The sequence below is a fragment of the Microbacterium sp. B35-30 genome (assembly GCF_010634855.1).
In the GTDB taxonomy this organism is placed as follows: Bacteria; Actinomycetota; Actinomycetes; order Actinomycetales; family Microbacteriaceae; genus Microbacterium.
Genome location: NZ_MWLQ01000002.1, coordinates 1 through 23,597, shown reverse-complemented (window position 1 = coordinate 23,597; position 23,597 = coordinate 1). Strand labels below are relative to the sequence as shown.

The window sequence follows — 23,597 nt, the reverse complement described above, 5'->3', positions numbered from 1 at the left end:
GGTCACGCTACGGGAGCGCTCCCACGAAGTCAAGGGAGCGCTCCCACGGATTGATCACGGTTGCGTCACGAACCGCTCACGCCAGGGAGAGAACGAGGGATGCGGGGGCCCGTAGACTGGACGGGACCCCTGCCCGCGACATCCGGAGCTCTCACATGCCCACCATCGTCGTCGACGTCATGCCCAAGGCCGAGCTTCTGGACCCGCAGGGGAAGGCCGTCTCGGGCGCCTTCGCGCGACTGGGGGTCTCGGACTTCAGCGCGGTGCGCATCGGCAAGCGCTTCGAGCTCACCGTCGAGGGCGAGGTCACCGAAGAGGTGCTCGCCGAGGCCCAGCGCATCGCCGACGAGATCCTGTCGAACGCGGTGATCGAGGACGTCGTCGGCATCGAGGTCGTGGAATGACCGCGCGCATCGGGGTCATCACCTTCCCTGGCTCGCTCGACGACCGCGACGCCCAGCGCGCGATCGAGATCGCCGGCGGCGAGCCCGTCGCCCTCTGGCACGGCTCGCACGACCTCGACGGCGTCGACGGTCTCGTGCTGCCGGGCGGCTTCAGTTACGGCGACTACCTGCGCGCCGGAGCGATCGCCGCGCTCGCCCCGATCATGTCGGAGGTGAAGGATGCCGCGGCCCAGGGCATGCCGATCCTCGGCATCTGCAACGGCTTCCAGATGCTGGTTGAGGCCCACCTGCTCCCGGGCGGCCTGATCCGCAACGCGCACCAGCAGTTCATCCGCCGCGACCAGCGCCTGCGCGTGGAGAACAACGACACCGCGTGGACCAGCGATTTCGCCTCCGGCCAGGAGATCGTGATCCCGCTCAAGAACGCCGACGGCGGCTACATCGCCTCCGAGGACGAACTCGACCGCCTCGAGGGCGAGGGCCTCGTCACCTTCCGGTATGTGGGCGTGAACCCGAACGGCTCGCTGCGTGACATCGCCGGCATCTCCAACGAACGCGGCAACGTGGTCGGCCTCATGCCGCACCCCGAGCACGCCGTCGAGCCCGGCTTCGGCCCCGACACCGCGGACGCCATGCGGTCGGGCGTCGACGGCCTGTCGTTCTTCACCTCGGCCATCGCCGCCGTGGTCGGCGCCGCGGCCTGACCCCCACCGGTCGCTGCACCGCTACGGCTAGACGGTGCCGGCGGGCGGCCACACGCCGATGATGAGCGCCATGATGACGATCGTCACCAGCTCGTGGGCGATGTTCAGCACCGTCAGCGACGACGGGCGGCCCTCGAACGCATCGTGGGTGATGAATCGCGCGGCCGTGAAGCCTGCCCACAGGATGACGCCGGTGGCCAGCGCCGACCACAGGTAGCTGCCCCCGTAGAAGTGCCAGGCGATCGAAGAGGCGCCGGCGAGCACCCACGCCGTGATGAAGCTCACGATGACCGTGACCACGATCGGCACCACGGCGCTCGCGCCCGGCCGGTCCATGTCGACGTTCGCGAGCTTCGCCCATCGCGTGCCGAACACCTTCGGCGTGTACCAGATCGAGCCGACGACCATGCTCGACGCCGTCGCGATCAGCACTGCCCAGTAGTTGATCTCGGGAACCACGTCCGCCTCCTCGTGCGAGCCGCCGCTCGGGCGACGGTGTCCGCTGGCCGAGAGCGTAGCGCCGCCCGGCGACGACCGGACGGCACCGCGCCGGTAGCGTGGACGGCGTGAGCAGTGGCATCCGGAATCTCGTCGTCAGCGTCCCCACCGAAGAACTCGCCGCCGATCTCGGGGAGCTCCCCGCGGGCGTCGAACTGGTGGTGTGGCCGATGGATGCCGCGGCGCCCCGCCCGCGGTTCGACATGGTGGTGCCGCCGTACATGTCGATGGCGCGCGTGCTCGAGCGCCTCGAGGACGTCGAGGTCGGGCTCGTGCAGAGCCAGTCCATCGGCTACGACGGCGTCGCCGACATCCTGCCGGCAGGGCTCACGTTCGCCAACGCCGCCTCGGTGCACGAGACCTCGACCGCCGAGCTCGCCGTGGGGCTCGCGATCGCCGCGCAGCGGCACATCGACGCATTCGCCGTCGACACCGCCGGCGGCCGCTGGGCGCCGGTCTTCGCACAGAGCCTCGCCGACCGCCGCGTTCTGCTGCTCGGCTACGGGGGCGTCGGCAAGGCGGTGGCCGCTCGGCTCGCCCCCTTCGAGGTGGAGCTGACCCCGGTCGCCTCGCGGGCACGCGACGAGGACGGCGTGGCCGTCCATGGCATCGACGAGCTGCCCGTGCTGCTCCCCGACGCCGAGATCGTGGTGCTGACGCTTCCCGGCGGCGACGCGACGAAGAACCTGGTCGACGACGCGTTCCTGTCGGCGCTGCCCGATGGCGCGCTGGTCGTCAACGTCGGACGCGGCTCGCTGATCGACACCGAGGCACTGGTCGATCACGTCGGCCGTGGCCGCATCCGCGCGGCGCTGGACGTCACCGATCCGGAGCCGCTGCCGGAAGGGCACGCGCTCTGGAGCCTTCCCGGCGTGCTCATCACGCCGCACGTCGGCGGAGCCTCGAGCGCGATGCGCCCGCGCGTCGCGAAGCTCGTGCGCACCCAGATCGAGCGCCTCGTCGCCGGCGAGCCCCCGCTCAACGTCGTCCTCGGCGACTGACGCCGGACTCCGGGCGCCGAGCGAGCGAGGAGAACGCGGGCATCCACCGGTCGTTGAGCGAGCGAGGAACCTCGGGCACCCACCGGTCGTTGAGCGAGCGAGGAACGAGCGAGACGAAACGCCCGCCCGCCGCGCTGAACGTCGGCTCGAGGCGTTTCGTCTCGGTCGCTGGCGCTCCCTCGCTCAACGACCGGTGGGCGACCGGGGGGCGGCGCACCGGTGCGCCGCGCGCGGTCACCGGTAGTCGATGTCGTCTCCCGACCACAGATCGCCGCACTCGACCTCGACCACGCCGTGGGTGACGAGATACGATCGCGCACCCCGGTCTCCGTGCAGCGCCTCGGACAGCGCGGCGAAGTGGGAGTGGGCGATCGTCACGGGATGCCCCGGAACGCCGCCGTAGACGGCCTGAACGAGGGGCGCTCCCCGATAAAGCATCGCGATCACTCGATGAACGACTGATGCCGGCGCGTCGGGGGTGTCGACGGGCAGCACGATCACCGCGTCGAAGGCGCCGTGGTCAGGTCCCGGCACCGGATCTGCGGATGCCGAGCCCTGCGCGGCACGCAGTGCCGCCCGCAGCGACGCCGAGAGTCCGGCCGCCCAGTCTGCCGCCTCGACCACACGCGCGTCGGCCGGCACGAGCGCGGCGACCTCAGCGCCGCGCGCGCCGACGACGACCAGCACCTCATCGCAGCCGCCATCCCGCAGCGTGCGGGCGGCCCGAGCGACCCAGGGCTCGCCGTCCGCGGTGCGCGCGAGACCCTTCGGCGACCCGTGTCGAGTCCCCGCGCCCGCCGCCAGCACGATGCCGCAGATGCGCACGAACCGGCCTCCTCCGGATGGGATGCCGCGGCGGTGCCAGGCGGCGTCTCCTGAGCGTAGTGCGAACGAAACACATCGGGCCTAGCGTGTGGGCATGCTCGAACGCGCCCGCGAACTGCTGCCGCTGCTGCGGAACGGCGACGTCGTCGCGGCGGTGACGGTCACCCGGGTGGCCAGAAGCGCGCCCCGCGGCGCCGGCGCCACCATGGCGGTGACGGCGGACGGGCGCGTGATCGGATCGATCTCGGGCGGGTGCGTCGAGGGCGACGCGATCCTGCTCGCGCACGGCGCCCGCGTCGACGGAGCGCCGCGGACCGCACGTCTCGGGTTCTCGGACGACGCCGCCCATGCCGCCGGGCTCGCCTGCGGCGGGAGCGTGGATGTCGCGGCGTACGCCGTGCGCCCCGAGCCGGCGGTCATCGACGCGCTCGAGGCCGCGGCCTCGGGCCACGGTGTCACGGTGGGCCTCGCGCTCGGCGGGCGGTCCGCGGGCACCATGCTGGACGAGGACGCACTCCGTGCTGCGTTCGTGGGGCGGTCGGAAGCCGGCGACGGGGCGCTCGACGCCGCCATCCGCCACCGCGAGACCGTCGTGCTCTCCGGCGCGCTCGACGGCCACGACGTCCTCGTGCTGTCGCACGCCCCGGCACCGCGTCTCATCGTCGTCGGCGCCGGCGAGCACGCGGCGGCGCTGTGCCGCGTGGCAGCGGCCGCCGGCTTCGCGGTGACCGTGTGCGATGTGTGGGAGACGCTGGTGACGCGCGAGCGCTTCCCTGGCGCGGTCGAGCTGATCGTCGGACTCCCGCACGAGCTCCTCGCCGGGCTCGATGCCTCCGTCGTGGACGACCGGACGGCCGTCTGCGTGCTGACGCATGACGAGCGGCTCGACGTTCCGGCCCTCGCCGCAGCCCTGGCCCTCCCGGTCGGGTTCGTCGGCGCGATGGGCGCCCGCGGCACGGTGGCGCACCGCACCGCACTGCTGCGCGAGGCCGGAGTCACGGCGGCCGACATCGCACGGGTACGGTCGCCGCTCGGCCTCGACCTCGGCGGCGCCAGTCCCGACGAGACCGCGATCTCGGTGCTCGCCGAGATCGTCGCGACACGCCACGGCGGATCCGGCGTCCCGCTGAGCGCGCGCTCCGGGCCTCTCCACCGGAGACCCGCTGCCGCTGCGCCGCACTCAGGCCAGACACCCTCAGGCGATGCACCCTCACGCGAGGCCGCCTCGGATGCCACGAGCTCGACGGCCCTTGCGCCGCAGTCCCCTGCCGCACGCGATACCTCGGGCTGCGGCATCCGTCTCGCTGCAGGAGCCTCATGACCCGCACGCTCATCGAGAACGCGCACGTCGTCACCGTCGATGCCGTCGGCACCGAGCACGCCGGCGGGCACGTCGTCATCGAGGACGGCCGCATCGTCACGGTCGGCCCCGGCCGTGCGGACGAGCGCTGGCGCGAGGACGCCGACATCGTCGACGCGCGCGGGTGCCTGGTGACGCCGGGGCTCATCAACACCCACCACCACCTGTACCAGTGGCTGACACGCGGGTACGCGCAGGACTCGATCCTGTTCGACTGGCTCACGGCGCTGTACCCGCTGTGGGCCCGCATCGACGCGGGCCTCACAGGCGTGGGCGCCGCCGGCGGGATGGCGGTGCTCGCGCGATCGGGCTGCACCACGGTCGGCGATCACCACTACGTCTTCCCCCGCGGTTCGGGCGACATCGTGGGCGCGCTCGTCGAGTCGGCGTCGACCATCGGCGTGCGGCTGCACGCGACACGCGGGTCGATGGACCTGGGGCAGTCGCAGGGCGGGCTGCCGCCCGACTTCGCGGTCGAGACGACGGATGCCGCCCTGCAGGCGTCGCAGGAAGCGGTCGAGCACTACCACGACCCCTCGTTCGACGCGATGGTGCGCATCGCGATCGCCCCCTGTTCGCCGTTCTCGGTGACGGCCGACCTGCTGCGGGAGGCGGCGGTGCTGGCGCGGTCGCTCGGCGTGCGGCTGCACACGCACGCCTCCGAGACGGTCGAGGAGGACGCGTACTGCGCCGAGCACTTCGGCCGGACCCCGACGCAGTACCTCGAAGAGCTCGGGTGGCTAGGCGACGACGTGTGGATGGCGCACGGTGTGCACCTCGACGCCCCCGCGATCGAGCGCTACGCCGCGACCGGCACCGGCGTCGCGCATTGCCCGTCGTCGAATGCGCGGCTGGCCGCCGGCATCGCGCCGGTGCGGGCGCTGCTCGACGCCGGCGTCCCGGTCGGGCTCGGAGTCGACGGCTCCGCCTCGAACGAGTCGGGGCAGCTCGGCATCGAGATCCGCGAATCCGTGCTGATGAACCGCCTCCGCACCGGCTCGGAGTCGATGAGCGTCCGCGACGGGCTGCGCATCGCCACGATGGGCGGCGCCCGGGTGCTGGGCCGACAGCACGAGATCGGCTCGCTGGAGCCCGGCAAGCTCGCCGACATCGCCGTGTGGCAGGTCGACCGCATCGAGCACGCCGGCATCCTCGATCCGGTGGCGGCCCTCGGCCTCGGGGCGCTGCCGCCGCTCAAGCGCCTCTATGTCGGAGGCCGCACCGTCGTCGAGGACGCGACGCTGATCACCGTGGACGAGGGACGGCTGGCACGGGACGTGGCGGCGGCATCCGTCACCCTCGCGGAGCGTCTCTGACCGACGGTCTCCTGCCGCGCGACCCCTTCGGCGGCGCGCGGAAGGAGTGCGACGGATGCCGCGCCGGGCGTCCGTCGCGCCGCAGGCCCTTCCCAATCACGCCGGTCGGGGGTATGACCGAGGGAGGAAGAGGAGGCAGCCATGGATGCATCCCGGCCGGCGGAAGGCGACGCGGCAGCGGCCGCGGCATCCGCCGGAGAAGGATCCGGTCCGCGCGCGGCCGCACAGGTGGAGCGCCTCGAGACGTCGGAATGCTGGACGCTGCTGCAGGAGGCGCACCTGGGCCGGCTCGCGGTGATCCACGCCGACGGGGCGCCCGACGTCTTCCCCGTGAACTTCACCACCCACGAGGGCTCGCTCTTCGTGCGGACCGCCCGCGACGCGAAGCTCCTGCACATCGCACAGCATCCGCTGGTCGCGTTCGAGGTGGACGGCGAGACGGCGGACGCCCGCTGGAGCGTCGTCGTCCGCGGCAGGGCCGCGCGCGTCACGAGTGATGACGAGCTCCGCCGCAGCGGCGTGCGCGGGCTGGAGTCCTGGAACCCGACGCCGAAGTTGTTCGCGATCAAGATCACCGCGAGCGCCGTGACGGGCAGGCGCTTCCCAAAGCGCCCCGGCCGCGCCGACCGCCTGATCCCCTTCGAGGGACGCGTGCGAGCGGATGACCCACCGGAGCCACCGCATCGGTCCCGCGGCGAGCCGCCGCAGCCGATCCCGCACCAGGGTCCACGCGCCACCACCGACGCGCGCGCGGGCGATGCCGGCGCCGAGCACGGCGACTGAGGCGTCCTCGCACCCAGCCGCCACCCGTCACCGACGAATCGCCGCGCGCCGGCAATCGAGCGAAACACCGTCGAAACCGCGCGTTGCTTGACTGGCGGACCAGCGGCCCACCGCCTCGACCGGTGGGACGCCGGCAGTTGCAGCGGAAGGACGCACGCGTGGACATCACCTCGGTCACCTCGTACCGCCCGGCGCGCGCGCGGGAGGATCTGCTCCTTGCCACGGGCGAGACGTTCCTCGCGGGGGGCACCTGGCTCATGAGCGAGCCGCAGCCGCGCACGACAGGGTTCGTCGACCTCACGACCATGGGCTGGCCCGCCCTCGAGCTCACCGGCGAGGGCCTCCGCATCGGAGCGACATGCACGATCGCCCAGCTCGTCGCCTGGGCCGAGGGCCGGAGCGGGCCGGATGTGCCGCCGGCGTGGGCCGCGGCATCCGTCATCCCCGACGCGGCGAACGCGCTGCTCGCGTCGTTCAAGATCTGGAACACGGCGACGGTGGGCGGCAACGTGTGCCGCTCGTTCGCCGCCGGCGCGATGATCTCGCTCGCCGTGGCCCTCGACGCTACCGCCGAGGTGTGGACCGCCGGGGGCGGGAAGTACACGCTTCCCGTCGCCGATCTCATCACGGCCAACGGCGAGAACTCGCTGCGTCGCGGGGAGGTGCTGCGCGCCGTGGACCTGCCCGAGCACGCGATGCGGTCGCGCGTGCTGCTGCGCAAGATCGCCCTCGCCGAGCACGGGCGATCGGGCGCTGTGGTGACCGGGCGCGTCGACGTCGACGGCGAATGCGTGGTCGCCGTGACCGCGGCGACAGAGCGCCCCGTCGTGTTCCGATTTCCGCAGGTGCCCGATGCGGCGATCCTCGCCGAGGTCATCGAAGGCGCTCCGGGGTATTACAGCGACTCGCTGGGAGTCGCCGACTGGCGGCGAGCGGTGAGCGTCGTGCTGGCCGAGCGGATCCGCGGCGAGCTCGCCGCCGAGGAGGCGGCGGCATGAGGCTCGAGGTCAACGGGGAGCCGCTCGAGGCCGAGCCCCGCGCTGGGCAGTGCCTGCGGACCCTGCTGCGCGAGACCGGCCATCACGAGGTGAAGAAGGGCTGCGACGCCGGGGACTGCGGCGCGTGCGGCGTGATCCTCGACGGCGTGCCGGTGCACTCGTGCATCATCCCGGCGGTGCGCGTCGAGGGCGCCTCGGTCACGACGGCGGCGGGGCTCGCACCCGGTGACGACCTGCACCCCGTGCAGGAGGCGCTCGTCGAGCACTTCGGGTTCCAGTGCGGGTTCTGCACCCCGGGCATGGCCGTGACCGCCTCCACGCTGAGCACGGACGACCTGCCCGACCTCGACCGGCGCATGAAGGGCAACCTGTGCCGGTGCACGGGATACCGCCCGATCCGCGACGCGATCCACGCGGCGGTGCTCGGCCCCGTGCGCGAGACCGGCGTCGCTTCGACATCTCCGGAAGCCGCACCTCCGGTCCCTGAGCCCGTCGAAGGGCACGTCGGGCAGTCGGTGCGGCCCGAGCCCGGCCGGCGCATCGTGCAGGGCCTCGAGCCCTTCACCTTCGACACCGACACCACCGACGCCCTCGTGCTCCGTGTCGTCGGGTCGCCGCACCCGCACGCGCGCATCGTCTCGATCGACGCGACGGCGGCGCGGGCCCTGCCCGGGGTGGTCGCCGTCTTCACGCACCAGAACGTCACGGCGCGGCGGTTCTCCACCGCGCGGCACGAGCACCGCGAGGACGATCCCGACGACACCCGCATCCTCGACGACGTCGTGCGCTTCGTCGGGCAGCGGGTGGCCGCTGTGGTCGCAGAGACGGCCGAGTCAGCCGACGAGGCCTGCCGTCTGATCGCCGTCGAGTACGACGTGCTCGAGGCCGTCTTCGACGCCGACGAGGCCCGACGCCCCGGCGCACCGGTGCTGCACCCCGGCCTGACCGCCGAGGATCGCGTGGCCGAGGCATCCCGCAACGTCCTGGCCACGCTTCATGACGGCATCGGCGGCGATGTGGACGCCGCCCTCGCGGCGAGCGCCGTCACCGTCACCGGCACCTGGCAGACGAGCCGGGTCTCGCACGCGCAGCTCGAGACGCACGGCGCTGTCGGCCGCCTCGACGAGGATGGCCGGCTCGTCATCCGCTCGAGCACACAGGTGCCGTTCCTCGTGCGCGACGAGCTGGCGCGGCTGTTCGAGCTGCCCCGTGAGCGCATCCGCGTGCATGCGGCGCGGGTGGGCGGTGGCTTCGGCGGCAAGCAGGAGATGTTCGCCGAAGACCTCGTCGCCCTCGCGGTGCTGCGCACGGGGCGCCCGGTGGCCTACGAGTTCACGCGCGCCGACGAGTTCCGTCGCACCTCGGTGCGGCATCCGTTCCGGGTCGGCGTGACCCTCGGTGCCACGGCGGAGGGCGTGCTCACGGCGATCAGGCTCGAGGTGCTGAGCGACACCGGCGCCTACGGCAACCACGGCATCGGCGTGATGTTCCACGGCTGCGCCGAATCGATCAACGTCTACCGCTGCCCGGTCAAGCGCGTGGACGCCGAGGTCGTCTACACGAACAACGTGCCGTCGGGAGCGTTCCGCGGCTACGGACTCGGACAGGTGATCCTCGGCGTCGAGTCGGCGCTCGACCTGCTCGCCGAGCGCCTCGGCATGGATCCGTTCGACCTGCGGCGCCTCAACGCGGTGCGGGCGGGCGACGCGCTCCTCACCGTGCACGACGAGCACGACGAAGACCTGGTGTGGGGCAGCTACGGTCTCGACCAGTGCCTCGACCTGGCGCAGGGCGCGCTGCGGCGCGGCAACGGTGTCGCAGCCCCCGACGGCTGGCTCGTCGGCGAGGGCATGGCGCTGTCGTTCATCGCCGCGATGGCTCCGGGCGGCCACCACGCGCACACGTCGGCGACGCTCCGCACCGACGGCACGATCGCCCTGGCGGTCGGCACCGCCGAGTTCGGCAACGGCACGAGCACCGTGATGCGCCAGATCGCGGCGACCGTGCTCGAGGCGACGCCGGAGCGGATCGTGCTGCGCGGCGCCGACACCGATCTCGTCCTTCACGACACCGGTGCCTTCGCCTCGTCCGGGGTCACCGGTGCGGGCAAGGCGCTGACCGCCGCGTGCCGGCAGCTGAAGGCGCGCATGCTCGAGGCCGCACGCCGGATCACCGGGACGGATGCCGTGCGCCTGGGTCCCGGCGGGGTGCAGGCCGGCGATCGCCTCGTCTCGTACACCCAGCTCGTGCGAGCCGCCGCGGCCTCGCACCGGACGGCGGAGGGCATCGTCGGCACCGGGAGCGAACACGGCGACGAGCGGAGCCTCTCGTTCAACGTCCACGCCGTTCGCGTGGCCGTCGACCCCGAGACCGGCACCGTCAGGGTGCTGCAGTCGGTGCAGTCCGCCGACGCGGGGTTCGTGATGAACCCGGCGCAGTGCCGCGGGCAGATCGAGGGCGGTGCCGCACAGGGACTCGGCAGCGCGCTCTACGAAGAGGTGCTGATCGACGACGCGGGAGCCGTAGCGAACCCCGCCTTCCGGTTGTACCGCGTGCCGCAGTTCGCCGACGTCCCGACGACCGAGGTGCTCCTGGCCGAGACGCACGACTCGGTCGGCCCGTTCGGCGCGAAGTCGATGAGCGAGTCCCCCTACAACCCGGTCGCAGCGGCCGTGGGCAACGCGATCGCGCGCGCAGTGGGCCGGCGCCCATACCACCAGCCGTTCACGCGCGAGCGGGTGTGGCGCCTTCTGCAGGACAGTGCGACGGATGAGGCATCCGTCCCGGTCGAGGCATCCGTGCGCCGCTGAGGGGCTCCCCGCGGTGCCGATTCTGCGCCCTGAGCACCTCGTCACACCCCGGAAACACCGGGGCGCACGAGGCGAAACGTCGAGGTCATAGCGTCGCTCAGATCACATCGCATCAGAAGGGGAGCCACGCCCGATGGCACGACACAGCAACCTGAGGCGGCCCGGCCGCTTCGCGGCCGCCGCGGCCGCATTCGTCACCTCCGCTCTCGTCCTCGCAGGCTGCGCATCCGGGGGCTCAGCACCCGGCGCGAGCGGCGGCGGCGAAGAGGAGGCGTCGTACGGCGAGATCAGCGTCCAGTACTCCTGGATCAAGAACGAGGAGTTCGCGGGAGAGTTCTACGCCTACGAGAACGGCTACTACGACGAGGCCGGCTTCGACGAGGTGATCGGCATCTCCGGACCCGACACCGGCGTCGCCAAGCTCCTCTCGGGCAGCGTCCAGGTCGCCCTCAGCGACGCGGCCTCGATCGGCGCGGCGATCGCCGAGGAGGAGGCGCCGCTGAAGATCATCGGCACCACCTTCCAGAAGAACCCCTTCACGATCCTCTCGCTGGCCGACGGCGGCAACATCACCACGCCCGAGGACCTCGTCGGCAAGACCATCGGCGTCCAGGACTCGAACGCCTCGGTGTTCGCCGCCCTCCTGAACGCGAACGACATCGACCCGGCCGACGTCACCGTCGTGCCGGTGGACTTCGACCCGACCCCGCTGATGAACGGCGAGGTCGACGGCTTCATGGCGTACCTGACGAACGAGGCCCTCACGGTCGAGCTCGCCGGCTACGAGGTCACCAACCTCTCGTACGCCGAGAACGGGGTGCCGTACGTCGCCGAGGCGTTCAGCGTCACCGACCAGTTCCTCGCCGAGAACGAGGACCTGCTCAAGGCGTTCCTGATCGCCGAGATCAAGGGCTGGACCGACGTCTTCCTCGAGTCGACCGACGACACGGTCTCGCTCATCGAGACGTACTACAACGAGGCGGCGTCCGAGTCGGAGGACGGCCTGGAAGCCGTGTTCGGCGCCCTCGACCCGGTCAAGACCGCCAAGGGGCTCGAGGCCGAGAAGCTGCTGATCTCGACCGAGGAGACCGAGGCGAACGGCCTCTTCACGATCTCGGACGAACTCAAGGAGCAGACCATCGCCTCGCTCGCCGCCGCGGGCTGGGACGTCTCGGTCGAGGACCTGTTCGACACGACGATCATCGACGAGATCTACGAGGAGAACCCCGAGCTCAAGGACTACCTGCCGTAGTCCCCGAGACCGGGCGGCAATCATCATGACCGACACGCACCTGAACAGCGCCAGGGCGACGGATGCCGCGGCCGTGGCGCCGTCGGCGGGGGAGACCTCGCCGGCGGCGCCCGCCCCGGGCACCGGCATCCGCATCGACGGACTCAGCAAGACGTTCCAGACGGGTCGAGGGCAGAGCGTGACCGCCCTGCAGGACACCCACCTGCACACCGACCAGGGGTCGTTCCTGGCGCTGCTCGGGCCCTCCGGCTGCGGCAAGTCGACCATCCTCCGCATCCTCGCCGACCTCGAGACGCCCACCACCGGCGAGGTGTTCGTCGACGGCAAGACACCGGCGCAGCTGCGCCGCGACAGCGAACTGGGCATCGCCTTCCAGGACCACGCGCTGCTGCCGTGGCGCAGCGTCACGGCGAACATCCGGCTGGTCTTCGAGATCGCCGGCCGTCGGGCCGACAAGGCCTACATCGACGAGCTCATCGCCCTGGTCGGCCTCACCGGCTTCGAGAAGGCCAAGCCGGCGCAGCTGTCGGGAGGCATGCGTCAGCGCGTGTCGATCGCGCGCGCGCTCGCCCTCAAGCCCTCGGTGCTCCTGCTCGACGAGCCGTTCGGCGCCCTCGACGACATGACGCGCCAGAACCTCAATCTCGAGCTGCTGCGCATCTGGACCGAGAAGCCGGCCACGACCCTGCTCGTGACGCACGGCGTCTCGGAGGCGATCTTCCTGTCCGATCGTGTCGCGGTGATGTCGCCGCGTCCCGGCCGCATCAAGGAGATCATCGAGGTCGATCTGCCGCATCCCCGCACGCCCGACATGCAGCGCTCCCCCGAGTTCCACCTGCTCGTCGACCGCGCGTCGGAGCTGCTCTTCGGCGCGGACGGCCGCGCCGCCGCGGAGTCCTGATGCGCGGGCGCTCCCTCCCCGGCTGGCTTGCGGGGATCATCGGCGCGGCCGCCCTGATCGCCGCCTGGTGGCTGTTCTCGGTCACCGTCTTCCAGCCTCCGCCGGGCACCACCTTCACCCCGGTGCCGTCGCCGTTCGTCGTGTTCCAGACGATCTGGCAGGACGGGCTGGCCGCGTACTGGAGCGTCTTCCAGGTGACGATCACCGAGGCGCTCATCGGCTACGCCTGGGGCAACGGCATCGCGCTGCTGGTCGCGGCGACGGTGCTGCTGCTGCCGCGCATCGAGACCGTCGTCGTGCAGATCGCGGTCGTCAGCTACTGCCTGCCGGTCGTCGCGGTCGGCGGCATCGCGATCGTGGTGCTGGGCGGCGCGAAGCGCGCCGGCGATCCGAGTGCGACGGCGATCTTCCTCGCCGCCCTCGCCGTGTTCTTCACCACGGTGGTCGGCGCCCTGCTCGGCTTCCGCGCGGCGGACCGCTCGAGCCTCGATGTCGTGCGGGTGTACGGCGGGTCGCGGTTCACGCAGCTGCGCAAGGTGCGGCTCATCGCCGCGACGCCCGCGATCCTCAACGCGCTGCAGATCGCCGTGCCCTCCGCCTTCCTCGGCGCGATCCTCGGCGAGTACATGGGAGGCACCGACCGTGGTGTCGGCATCACCCTCATCCGCCTCCAGGGCGATCTCGACTCGGCGCGCGTCTGGGCGGTGTTCCTGCTTTCGGCGGTCGTCGCGCTGGTCGGGTATGCGCTCGTCGGCCTCGTCGCCCGAGCGGTGACACCCTGGGTCTCGGGGAAGGCGGTGGCCGCATGACCGCGACGATTCCCGGCACTTCGGCTCCGACCGCCTCCGCGCCGCGCTCCGCTCGCGCCACCGCCGTCTCGCGCGCCGTCGGCCGGTCGCTGCTGAACGCCCTGCTCACCTTCGTCATCGTGCTCGCCCTGTGGTGGGCGGTGGTGAACCTCACCGGCATCTCGCCCTACGTCGCCAAAGGCCCCGCCGACGTGTGGGAGTTCTTCTTCACGTCCGACGAGGCCGCCGTGAACCGCGCCGAGATGATGCCGCTGCTGACGCAAACCCTCGCGGACGCTGCGATCGGCTTCGTGGTGGGCATGCTCGTCGCCGTCGTCCTCGCCCTGGCGTTCTCGCTGTCACGCTCGGTCGAGATGGGCGTCATGCCGCTCGCGCTGCTGCTGCGCTCGGTGCCGCTCGTCGCCATCGCACCGGTCATCATCCTCATCACCGGACGCGGGACTCCGGCATCCGTCGCCGTCATCGGCTCGATCGTCGTGCTGTTCCCCGCGCTCGCGTCGATCATGTTCGGCCTCAGCCGGGCATCGAAGGAGAGCCTCGACCTCGTGCACGTCTACGGCGGCGGTCGCGCGACGCAGCTGCGCAAGGTGAACGTTCCGGGAGCCCTGCCGTCGCTGTTCGCCGCGGCACGGGTCTCGGTGCCGGGAGCCGTGACCGGAGCCCTGCTCGCGGAGTGGCTGTCGACCGGTCAGGGCATCGGCGGCATGATCCAGAAGTTCAGCGCGTCCGCCCGCTTCGACGAGCTGTGGGCCTCGGTGGCGCTCATCACGATCGTGACGCTGCTGCTCTACAACATCGTCCAGGTCGTCGAGAACGTCGTGCTGGCCCGCATGGGCATGCCCACGTCCGGACGCTGAGCGCCCCGGGCGCCCGCGGCACCACGCGAACGCGATCCCTTCGCGAACGCGAACGCGAACGCGAACCAGGGGATTTCCGCCGAACCACAGGGCGACGTCCTGGGGTTCGACGAGAGTCCCCGGTTTCGCGGAGGCGTGCGAGCCGCGCCTGGTTCAGCGGTCGGCGGCGAGCTGCAGCACGGCCTCGGCGAGCGCCTGGATGCCGCGCGCGACGTCACCGGACGACACCGCCTCGTCGGGGTGGTGGCTGATGCCGTCGGGGTTGCGGAGGAACAGCATGCCGACGTCGGTGATCGCGCCGATGGCCATGCCGTCGTGGCCGGCGGGGCTGAAGAGGACGGCAGGGTCGCCGGCTCCGCCGGGCAGGGTCGACAGGATGCCTTCGCGCACGACGTCCTGCAGGAGCGGCGCGCAGAACACGGCTGGGGCGCTGTGCACCTCCTGAGCCCGCCAGCGCAGGCCGCGGTGGCCCATGATCGCGTCGAGCTCGCGTTCGATCGAGAGCCACACGCGATCGCGCTCGCCGTCGAACTCGCCGCGGAGGTCGAGCGAGAGCCGCGCCTCGCCGGGCACCACGTTGACCGCCCCCGGGAACGCCTCGAGCTGACCGACCGTGCCGATGATGTGATGCTCCCCGCGGCAGATGCGCTCGACGGCGAGCGCCGCCTCCGACGCGCCGAGCAGCGCGTCGCGGCGCATGTCGTACGGCGTTCCGCCCGCGTGGCGCGCCTCGCCCTCGACGATGAGCTGAAAGCGCCGCGCCGACGCGATCGACGACACCACCGCGAGTGACTCGCCGCGCCGGTCGAGCTGGGGGCCCTGCTCGATGTGGGCCTCGAGGTATCCCACGAGCTCGGCGGGGCGACGTGCCGCCTCGCCCACGCGGCCGGGGTCGAGACCGAACTCGAGGAACGCTTCACGCAGGCTCGTGCCGTCGGCATCCGTCAGCGTCCACCACTCGTCGTTCCACGTCCCCGCGACGGCCGACGAGCCGAGGAGAGCCTTGCCGAAGCGGGTGCCCTCCTCGTCCGAGAACGCGATCACCTCGAGCGCGAACGGCAGGCCGGCGCGCGCCGGCCCGTCGCCGGGCGCCCGCAGCAGGCGCGCGACCTCGAGGGCCATCAGCACCCCGACGATCCCGTCGAAGCGTCCCGCGTCGGGCACGGTGTCGAGGTGCGAGCCCAGCAGCAGCGCGGGCGCGTCGACCTCGCCCGACGCCGGCGCGATCCGCCCGAGCTGATTGCCCGCGGCGTCCTGACGCGTCGCCATGCCGACCTCGCGCATCCATTCCGCCGCGAGCCGGTTCACGCGCGCGTGCTCGGGCGACAGGTACACGCGCTCGATTCCGCCGCTCGTCGCCGACACGCGCGCGAGCTCGTCGCACCGCGCCATCACCCGACGCGCGGCCGCGGAGATGCGGTCGCGGTCGACCGCGAGCAGGGCCATCGTCACGAGCTCCGGAAGACGTCGGCCGCGGCATCCGTCCCGCCACCGGCCGGCACCGACGCGCCGAACCGCCGCAGCACCGCCTCGAGGGCGACGAGCGTCGTCAGCACGGCGTCCTCGCGGGCGTTGTAGCCCATCGTGCCGATGCGCCAGACCCGGCCGTGGAGGGGCCCGAACGACGTGCCGATCTCGATGCCGAAGTCCTCGAGCATCGCCCTGCGGGCCTCGTCCCCCGGCACCCCGGCCGGGATCTCGACGGCGACCACGTTGTTCATCTTGTGGGCGAGGTCGCCGAACACCGCGAGGCCCAGCGCCTGAACGCCTGCCAGCATCGCCGCGCCGGCGACGCGGTGACGTTCGATGACGGCATCCCGCCCCTCGATCAGCAGCACGCGCGCGCACTCGCGGGCGGCGTACAGCATCGACGTCGCCTCAGTGTGGTGGTTGAGGCGGCGCGGGCCCCAATAGTCGAGGATCATGCCGAGATCGAAGTAGTTCGAGCGCACGAAGTCGGCCGCCGAGAGGTCGTCGGCCTCGCGGATGCCCGCCTCGATCCGCGTGCGAGACCGCACCACCTCGACGGCACGGGCCGAGAGGGTGAGGGGCGACGACCCCGACGGACCGCCGAGGCACTTCTGCAGACCGGCGGTGGCGGCATCCAGCCCCCAGGCGTCGGCCTCGAACGGGTTGCCGCCCAACGATGCCGTCGCATCGGTGTAGAACAGCACGCCGTGGCGCGCGCAGATCGCGCCGACCTCGTCGAGCGGCTGGTTCATCGTGGTCGACGTGTCGCCCTGCACGAGCGCGAGGAGCGTGGGCTTCACCCGAACGATCGCCTCTTCGATGACCGACACGGGGAAGACCTGCCCCCACTCGGTCTCGATGGTGTGCACCTCGGCCATGGCGCGCTCGGCGATCTCAGTCAGCAGATGACCGAAGCGACCGAACACCGGCACGAGCACGCGGTCTCCCGGGCGCACGAGCGACACGATCGCGGCCTCGATGCCGGCGCGCGAGGTGCCGTCGATCAGCAGCGTCGCCTCGTTGCCCGTCGCCCAGACACCGCGGTAGAGCTCCTGCGTCTCGGTCATCGTGGCGGTCATGAACGGGTCGTACTGCCCGACGAGAGGCGCCGACATCGCATGCAGCACGCTCGGATACGCCGAGATCGGCCCCGGGCCCATCAGCAGGCGCGCGGGCGGGTCGATCGGGCCGGGAAGGTCGGTCATGGGGTGACTCCAGAAGCTGAGACGGTCGCGGCGAGGCGTCGCGCGAGGCGCACGAGGGCGATGTCGGTGCCCTCGCGCGAGATGAGGCAGAGCCCGACCGGCGCCGGGCCGAGGACGGAGGGCACGGTGAGGAGCGGCACCGACAGCGCGGGCAGTCCCGCGACGGCGGCCGGCGTCGTCATGCGGAGGGTCGTCACGCGCACCGCGGCGATGCCCTCACCGCTCTGACCGCGTGCCGGCGCCGCACCAGGCACGGTCGGCAGCAGCAGCACCTGCGACTGCACCAGATCTCGCACGCGTTCCCGCAGCGGCGCGAGAAGGGCGCGAGCGGATGCCTCGTCCTCGGCGGTGACGGCGGCAGCCGCGGCGAGGCGCTCGGCGACGGCGGGGCCGACGGCGTCCGGGTGCTCGCGCACCCACTGGCCGTTGTTGCGCCAGGCCTCGGCGGCCTGCACGGTGCGGAAGGGCACGAGGTAGGCGTCGAGGTCGCCGATCGGCGCGCGTGACACGGCCGGAGCGTCAGGTGCAGCCGCGAGCAGCGCGAGCAGCGACTCGACGGCGTCGCGCGTGGCCGGCTCGGCCGCGGCGAGCGCCTCGTCGGGCACGACGAATCGCCAGGGCAGGTCGGTGCCCGACTCACCCCAGCGTCCGCGGCCGGACTCCCCGCCCGGCTCCCGGTCGGGCTGGGCGCCCTCGCTGGCGGCCGATGACGGTCCGTCGTAGCTGAGGCACCAGTCCACGACGCGCTGCAGCGTGTCGCCGTCGCGCGTGAGCCAGCCCACGGTGTCGAACGACTGCGCGAGCGGAAGGAGGCCTTGGCGCGGCACGAGCCGGTGCGTGGTGCGAAGGCCCCACAGCCCCTGGTACGAGGCGGGGACCCGCACCGACCCGGCGGTGTCGGTCGCCAGCCCGATGTCGGCCTGGCCTGTGGCCACGGCGGTCGCCGGCCCGCTCGACGAGCCGCCGGGGAGCGCACCGGGCAGCGCGCCGTTCGGGGGCGTGCCGTAGTGGACGTTGTCGCCCGCGATCGAGTATGCGAACTCGTCGGTGCGCGCGATGCCGCGCACGGATGCCCCGCCGCGCAGCAGATCGCTCACCGCCGGGGCCGTGGTGGTCTCGGGCCGCGCGGAGTCCAGGAACGCCGGGTTGCCGGCGCCGATGCGATAGCCCTTGATCGCGAAGAGGTCCTTGACTGCGACCGTGAGCCCCGCCAGCGCGCCTTCCCAGGCGCCCTGCCAGAGCGGATCGCCGACCGTGCGCCAGACCGTGCGGTCCAGCGGCTGCGGGCGCGGCGAGACGTGGGCCGCGGTGATGCGCCATGCCCCGTCGATGCGCTGCCAGAGCTGCGTCTGCAGGCCCCGGCCGCCGCCGGCGTAGCGCGACACCGACACCAAGAGCGCGGCATCCGTCCCCACCTCACGATGCTCGATGCGTTCGATCGACCGCGGCGCGACGCCGCCCCGCGTGCCGCGGAAGGCCGAGATCGCGTCGTGCCCCACGAGAAGGCCCGCGGTGTCGCCGCGGAGGGTGCCGGGGCCGGGCGCGAACGTCTCGTCGAGCACCGCGACGTCGTCGGCGATGATCGCGGCCTCGTACCGCTCGAACGCGGCGAGCAGGTCCTCTGGCACCGTCTCGGCACCCGGGACGGCGCCCGGGAAGACGGGTTCAGTCATCGGTCGCTCCGTTCTCGCGGGTCGCCGGATCAGGTGATCTCACCGGGGTAGGACGATTCGGGGCCTTTACACCTGCGCCGGCGACATCACCTGTTCTCGGTGCGCCACCGCGTGCCCGATCCACCGCCGCGAAGTCCGCCTCGCGGATGCGCGCATGCACCCCGCACACGATGTCGACGACCTGCGAGATGTCGAAGTCCGTCGCCGCCGAGAGGTACGCGTAGGCGAGGTGCTCCTCCATGCCGTAGCGCGCCTGCAGCAGCGAGAGCGCCGCGCGCACGCAGTTGCGCATCGCGATGTTCAGGTCGGGGTCGAGCCCCGTGGGCACGAGATAGCCGCGCGCGCGGGCGAGCGGACCGGTCACCTCGCCGAACTCCGCGAGTGCGGCGGCGCGCGGCACCACCTCGAAGCGCAGCGTCGCGCGCAGCGATGCCTCCAGCGCCGTGAGCGCCACTTCGCCGTCGCCCTGCGCGAAGTGCGGATCGCCGACGTAGGCGAGCGCCCCCGGCACCTGCACCGGGAGGTACAGCACCGCGCCCTCGGTGAGCAGGTTGATGTCGATGTTGCCGCCGTGCGCGCCCGGCGGAACCGAGTGCGGTCGCTCCGCAGCCGCCACCGCGACGCCCATCGTGCCGAGGAACGGCGCGAGCGGGAACTCGACGACACGCTGCCCGCCCTCAGTGACCGGCAGGAGGCCCACCAGCCCCGACGCGCGCTCCTCCACCGGGGTGAAGACGCTCACGTTCGCCGCACCTCGGGGCAGCTCACCCACGAGTGCGCCCTTGCCGTGACGGTTCGAGATCACGCCGTACGGCACGCGGGGGACGAGCCGCTCCACCGTGATCTTCAGCAGGTCGCCGGGCTGGGCGCCCTCGACGAAGACCGGTCCCGTGACGACGTGCGGTCCGTCCGCGGCAGGGTCGCGCGACAGGGTTGCGGCGATCTCGATCGCATCGTCGAGGACGGATGCCTCCGCCACGCCGTGCGCCGCGAAGAACGCCCGCGGGTCCTTGCCCTGGTCTTCGAGGATCCCCTCGTGGCTCACGGTGTCGAACGTCACGGTGTCACCCGGCGCGATGGTCAGCGCCGCGGCATCCGTCGCGCACGGCAGCCGGCCCCACAGCACGGTGTCGGGCGAGGCGGGAAGGTAGTGATCGCCCGGGATCGGCCCGGCGCCGCGCTGCAGCACCGTCAGCGTCGTCAGGGGCGTCGGCGTCTGCCCGTTCGCTCCCGGCGCGTCGGCCGGCGGGCCGGCGGCGCCGTCGCTGTCGGCAGTCGCCCGCAGCAGCCGGCCGCGCGGCGCACCGCGGAACAGCGGCGCCTCGCCGGGGCCGCCCGACGTGACGTCGAACACCGACTCGCCGTGCAGCCAGGTGCGGCGGATACGACCGGTGAGCGCCCGCCGGTCGTATGCGGTGATCGGGTTCTTGTGCAGCAGCCGTGCGGCCTCGATCGCGAACGGGTCGTCGACGCCGAAGACCGTCAAGTGCGCGGGCGCACCGACCTCGATGACGCCGACGCCGTCCAGGCCCGCGACGCGGGCGGGGCCGGTCGTGTAGAGCGGCAGGATCGTCTCCAGCGGGATGCCGCGGCCCCGAGCCTCGGTCCACACCGCCGAAAGACCGAGCTGGAGCCCGGAGATCCCGCCCCACGCGAGGCCGAAGTCGCCGTCACCGGAGCGCTTCAAGTCGACGGTCGAGGGCGAGTGGTCGCTCACGATGGCATCGATCGTCCCGTCGACGACACCCTCCCAGAGCAGGTCGCGGTTCGCGGCCTCGCGGATCGGCGGGCAGCACTTGAACTCGCTCGCACCCTCGGGGATCTCCTCGGCGGCGATCGTCAGGTAGTGCGGGCACGTCTCGACCGTGAGCGCGACCCCCTCGGCTTTCGCCGCCCGGATCGCGGGCAGCGAGTGCGCGTCGCTCAGATGCAGGATGTGCGCCCGGGCGCCGGTGCGGCGGGCCGCGTCGATCACCGCATCGATGGCGGATGCCTCGCTCTCGGCGGGCCGCGACGCCAGGAACGCGCCGTACTCGCGGCCGAGCGGGCCATGGTCGTGCAGCAGCGCCGGGTCCTCGGCGTGCACGATCAGCCGCGAGCCGATGGCCGCGATCTCGGTCATCGCGGCGAGCAGCTGCGCACGGTCGAGGTGGCCGAACTCGTCGACGCCCGACGGCGAGAGGAAGCACTTGAACCCGAACACGCCCGCCTCGTGCAGCGGCGCGAGGGCGCCGAGGTTCTCGGGCACGGCGCCGCCCCAGAAGCCGACGTCGATGAAGGCCGACGGCGCCGCCGCCGCGCGCTTGACCTCCAGCGCCTCCGGTGTCGTGGTGGGCGGCAGCGAGTTCAGCGGCATGTCGACGATGGTCGTGACGCCCCCCGCTGCGGCCGCGAGCGTCGCCGACCGGAACCCCTCCCACTCGGTGCGGCCCGGTTCGTTCACGTGCACGTGCGAGTCGACGAGCCCGGGGAGGAGCACCGCGTCGTCGGGTACCAGCACCGTCCGTGCGCCGGCCACGTGCGCCCGCACATCGACGATGGCTGCGACGACACCCCGCTCGACGACGATCGCGGCGGGCCGGAAGGAGCCTGCGATCCAGGTGCGCTGGGCACGGATGACGGAACGCCCGGGCGTCATCTCGTCTCGATCCCCGGCGGTTGCGAGGTTGCGGGAGAGGTCATGGCGATCTCCAGAGGGTGTCGATGAACGGATGCCGCGACGCGGCGATGCCGCATCCCGTAAAGCTATTGCTTAATATTGCCGCGCGGGTTTCTCCTGTGTAACGCCCTCGTGACTACGCCTCGGCGCCGGCGTTCGCGGCGGCTGCGCCGGTGCCGGCTCCGGTGAGCGTGAGCCAGATCGCGACGGCGGGCTCGGCCGTGTCGTTGATCACGCGGTGCGGACGCGACGCCGGGAACGAGAGCGACTCTCCGGGACCCAGCCGCACCTTCCCATCTGCGAACTCGAAGGTCAGCTCGCCCCGCGCGACCCATCCGCTCTCGTACCCCGCGTGCACGAGCATCGTGCCGTCGATGCTCGACGACGAACCGGGCGGATACGTCGACTCGAACCAGTCGACTCCGGGCAGCGACGCCGGCGAGAGCCGGCGATAGGTGACTCCCTCGGCCAGCTCCGCGGGGGACATCCCGCCGGCGCGCGCGACGAGCACCCCCGGGAGCTGCTCCGTCACGTCGGCGTGATCGTGCGGTCGCGGGGCGAACAGGCCGGGGTCGTCGAAGATCGCCGACACCGGCACCCCGAGCACGCCCACGAGCTCGATCAGCCGGTTGACAGACGGCTGCATGACCCCGGTCTCGATCTGTGAGAGCGCACTCGACGAGATCCCCAGCTCGTGCGCGACGGACGACAGCGACCGCCCGGTGGCGACGCGGAGCGTGCGCAGTCGCGGTCCAATCTGCGTGGGCACCTCACCCATCGACGTCTCCTGACTCCGGCTGCCGGCCGGGCTGTGCGCCACATCGTATGACGCCGGCGGCCCTCGCCGGGACGGCGGAGCCGGCGGTCGCGCGGCGATCGACATCGTTAAGCGATCACTTAACACACTCGTTACACGGCCTTCACGCCCCGCGCGAACGGGCGTCCTTGAATGAGGCCAGTCCCACACAGCATCCCGCCCCTCCGTCGCCGGAGCCCGATCCAGGAGTGTCACCCATGCGCCCCCTCTCCCATCGCACCCTCGCCCGCCGCCTCGCCGCCGGCGCCGCCCTCGCGACCGCTGCCGTGCTCGCCCTCGCCGGCTGCAGCGGCTCCTCGTCCGCCGACGAAGGGTCGTCCGGCGACTCGTCGACCGAGGAGACCGTCACGGTCAAGATCGGCACGCTGCGCGGCCAGCCGCACTTCTACCAGCCTTTCCTCTACAACGACCACGCGGTCGACGGCGTCGAGTTCGAGGTCGTCACGCTCGACACCACGCCGGCGCTGTCGGACGCCCTCGTGTCGGGATCGATCGACTTCGCCATCTCGGGCGTCACGCCGACGATCGCCTCGATCTCGCAGGACCGCGACCTCAAGGTCGTCGCCAGCGCCGCGGACGGCGGCTCAGGCTTCATCGGCAACGGCGAGTCGTCGCTCGACGAGCTCGTCGGCGAGAAGATCGGCATCGTCCAGGGCTCTGCGCAGGAGGTCGCCCTGCGCCTGCTGATCGAGGACGCGGGCCTCACCCCCGAGGACTTCGCGCTCACCGTCATCCCGGTCCCTGAGATGGCATCGGCCTTCGCCGCCGGCGACATCGCGGCGTTCATGGGCGTCGAGATCGGCGTGTCCATCGCGAAGGCGAACGGCGGCAGCGAGGTCGTCGACCCGTACTCGACCCCCATCGGCAAGGTCAACATCGGCCTCATCACGACCGGCGCGCTGATCGAGGAGAACCCCGAGCTCGTGCAGAAGGTCGTCGACACCCACGCCGCCACGACGGAGTACATGGCCGACAACATCGAGGAGTGGCTGCCGGGCATGGTCGAGGAGTTCGGCGGCGACGAGGACGTCTTCGCCTCCGCGCTGGAGAACTTCTGGCTGCGTTCCGACCTGTCCGACGAGTATGTCGGCCAGCTCGAGGCGCTCGCGTCCGCGATGGCCGAGATCGGCCTCATCACGGACGCACCCACGGGCGAGGACATCGTCGACACGACGTTCGCCCCGTGACGGAAGGCGGTGGCGGCGAGCCCCCCGCGCCGCCACCGCCTGGGCTTCACCGCTTCACCACTCGCACC

General features: G+C 72.2%; 20 protein-coding genes and 1 pseudogene. 13 read left to right on the top strand and 8 right to left on the bottom strand.

Features of this window, described 5'->3' with window-relative positions:
* Nucleotides 1–155: 155 nt before the first annotated feature.
* Entirely contained in the window at nucleotides 156–404 is a 249-nt protein-coding gene (purS, locus tag B2K11_RS00960; protein WP_163615967.1) for a phosphoribosylformylglycinamidine synthase subunit PurS, read from the top strand.
* Nucleotides 401–1,108, top strand: a complete 708-nt coding sequence (gene purQ, locus B2K11_RS00955) for a phosphoribosylformylglycinamidine synthase subunit PurQ (RefSeq protein WP_163615966.1) — start codon at nucleotides 401–403, stop codon at nucleotides 1,106–1,108. Before purS ends, purQ begins: the two co-directional genes overlap by 4 nt.
* Before the next feature lie 27 nt (nucleotides 1,109–1,135).
* On the opposite strand, the gene B2K11_RS00950 is transcribed toward purQ, so the two are convergent.
* Complete coding sequence (locus B2K11_RS00950; protein ID WP_163615964.1) at nucleotides 1,136–1,567, bottom strand: DUF1761 domain-containing protein; 432 nt, start codon at nucleotides 1,565–1,567, stop codon at nucleotides 1,136–1,138.
* A 107-nt stretch (nucleotides 1,568–1,674) separates the two neighbouring features.
* Here B2K11_RS00950 and B2K11_RS00945 point away from each other — a divergent pair, with 107 nt between their 5' ends.
* Entirely contained in the window at nucleotides 1,675–2,607 is a 933-nt protein-coding gene (locus B2K11_RS00945; protein WP_204259962.1) for a 2-hydroxyacid dehydrogenase, read from the top strand.
* A 234-nt stretch (nucleotides 2,608–2,841) separates the two neighbouring features.
* On the opposite strand, the gene B2K11_RS00940 is transcribed toward B2K11_RS00945, so the two are convergent.
* A complete protein-coding gene (locus B2K11_RS00940) occupies nucleotides 2,842–3,432 on the bottom strand; it encodes an NTP transferase domain-containing protein (RefSeq protein ID WP_163615962.1) in 591 nt (196 codons plus the stop codon).
* A 94-nt stretch (nucleotides 3,433–3,526) separates the two neighbouring features.
* Between B2K11_RS00940 and B2K11_RS00935 the strand changes: the two genes are divergently transcribed.
* The 9 genes from B2K11_RS00935 to B2K11_RS00895 all read left to right on the top strand — a co-directional run bounded on the left by B2K11_RS00935 (nucleotide 3,527) and on the right by B2K11_RS00895 (nucleotide 14,518).
* Entirely contained in the window at nucleotides 3,527–4,753 is a 1,227-nt protein-coding gene (locus tag B2K11_RS00935; RefSeq protein WP_163615961.1) for an XdhC/CoxI family protein, read from the top strand.
* The gene (locus B2K11_RS00930; protein WP_163615960.1) at nucleotides 4,750–6,108 is read left to right on the top strand and encodes an 8-oxoguanine deaminase; all 1,359 of its coding nucleotides are present in this window, start codon (nucleotides 4,750–4,752) and stop codon (nucleotides 6,106–6,108) included. The genes B2K11_RS00935 and B2K11_RS00930 overlap by 4 nt, the downstream gene beginning before the upstream one ends.
* 141 nt (nucleotides 6,109–6,249) lie before the next feature.
* Nucleotides 6,250–6,891 (top strand): pyridoxamine 5'-phosphate oxidase family protein, encoded by a 642-nt coding sequence (locus B2K11_RS00925; RefSeq protein ID WP_163615959.1) that lies wholly within the window; start codon nucleotides 6,250–6,252, stop codon nucleotides 6,889–6,891.
* Between the two features lie 158 nt (nucleotides 6,892–7,049).
* Entirely contained in the window at nucleotides 7,050–7,889 is an 840-nt protein-coding gene (locus tag B2K11_RS00920; protein WP_163615958.1) for an FAD binding domain-containing protein, read from the top strand.
* Nucleotides 7,886–10,699 carry a molybdopterin cofactor-binding domain-containing protein gene (locus B2K11_RS00915; protein WP_163615957.1) on the top strand — a complete coding sequence of 938 codons (2,814 nt, stop codon included), beginning with the start codon at nucleotides 7,886–7,888 and terminating at the stop codon, nucleotides 10,697–10,699. Before B2K11_RS00920 ends, B2K11_RS00915 begins: the two co-directional genes overlap by 4 nt.
* Before the next feature lie 133 nt (nucleotides 10,700–10,832).
* Complete coding sequence (locus B2K11_RS00910) at nucleotides 10,833–11,951, top strand: ABC transporter substrate-binding protein (RefSeq protein WP_163615956.1); 1,119 nt, start codon at nucleotides 10,833–10,835, stop codon at nucleotides 11,949–11,951.
* Between the two features lie 25 nt (nucleotides 11,952–11,976).
* On the top strand, nucleotides 11,977–12,852 hold the full coding sequence (locus B2K11_RS00905; RefSeq protein ID WP_163615955.1) for an ABC transporter ATP-binding protein: 876 nt from the start codon (nucleotides 11,977–11,979) through the stop codon (nucleotides 12,850–12,852).
* Nucleotides 12,852–13,661, top strand: a complete 810-nt coding sequence (locus B2K11_RS00900) for an ABC transporter permease subunit (RefSeq protein ID WP_163615954.1) — start codon at nucleotides 12,852–12,854, stop codon at nucleotides 13,659–13,661. The genes B2K11_RS00905 and B2K11_RS00900 overlap by 1 nt, the downstream gene beginning before the upstream one ends.
* Entirely contained in the window at nucleotides 13,658–14,518 is an 861-nt protein-coding gene (locus B2K11_RS00895; RefSeq protein WP_163615953.1) for an ABC transporter permease subunit, read from the top strand. Before B2K11_RS00900 ends, B2K11_RS00895 begins: the two co-directional genes overlap by 4 nt.
* Before the next feature lie 153 nt (nucleotides 14,519–14,671).
* Here B2K11_RS00895 and B2K11_RS00890 read toward each other — a convergent pair whose 3' ends face one another.
* The 6 genes and pseudogenes from B2K11_RS00890 to B2K11_RS00865 all read right to left on the bottom strand — a co-directional run bounded on the left by B2K11_RS00890 (nucleotide 14,672) and on the right by B2K11_RS00865 (nucleotide 22,303).
* The gene (locus B2K11_RS00890; RefSeq protein WP_163615952.1) at nucleotides 14,672–15,964 is read right to left on the bottom strand and encodes an allantoate amidohydrolase; all 1,293 of its coding nucleotides are present in this window, start codon (nucleotides 15,962–15,964) and stop codon (nucleotides 14,672–14,674) included.
* A 2-nt stretch (nucleotides 15,965–15,966) separates the two neighbouring features.
* Nucleotides 15,967–17,193, bottom strand: a complete 1,227-nt coding sequence (locus B2K11_RS00885) for an alanine--glyoxylate aminotransferase family protein (protein ID WP_163615951.1) — start codon at nucleotides 17,191–17,193, stop codon at nucleotides 15,967–15,969.
* Nucleotides 17,190–18,866, bottom strand: coding sequence for an AtzH-like domain-containing protein (locus B2K11_RS00880; protein WP_163615950.1), 1,677 nt, complete (start codon nucleotides 18,864–18,866; stop codon nucleotides 17,190–17,192). The genes B2K11_RS00885 and B2K11_RS00880 overlap by 4 nt, the downstream gene beginning before the upstream one ends.
* Nucleotides 18,859–20,070, bottom strand: coding sequence for an acetamidase/formamidase family protein (locus tag B2K11_RS00875; RefSeq protein WP_163616095.1), 1,212 nt, complete (start codon nucleotides 20,068–20,070; stop codon nucleotides 18,859–18,861). Before B2K11_RS00875 ends, B2K11_RS00880 begins: the two co-directional genes overlap by 8 nt.
* Nucleotides 20,071–20,214: 144 nt before the next feature.
* A pseudogene (allB, locus tag B2K11_RS00870) lies at nucleotides 20,215–21,504 on the bottom strand (allantoinase AllB); the annotation flags it as partial.
* Nucleotides 21,505–21,661: 157 nt separating this feature from the next.
* Nucleotides 21,662–22,303, bottom strand: a complete 642-nt coding sequence (locus tag B2K11_RS00865) for a cupin domain-containing protein (protein ID WP_163615949.1) — start codon at nucleotides 22,301–22,303, stop codon at nucleotides 21,662–21,664.
* Nucleotides 22,304–22,539: 236 nt separating this feature from the next.
* On the opposite strand from B2K11_RS00865, the gene B2K11_RS00860 reads away from it, so the two are divergent.
* On the top strand, nucleotides 22,540–23,529 hold the full coding sequence (locus tag B2K11_RS00860; RefSeq protein WP_163615948.1) for an ABC transporter substrate-binding protein: 990 nt from the start codon (nucleotides 22,540–22,542) through the stop codon (nucleotides 23,527–23,529).
* Nucleotides 23,530–23,597 lie beyond the last annotated feature (68 nt).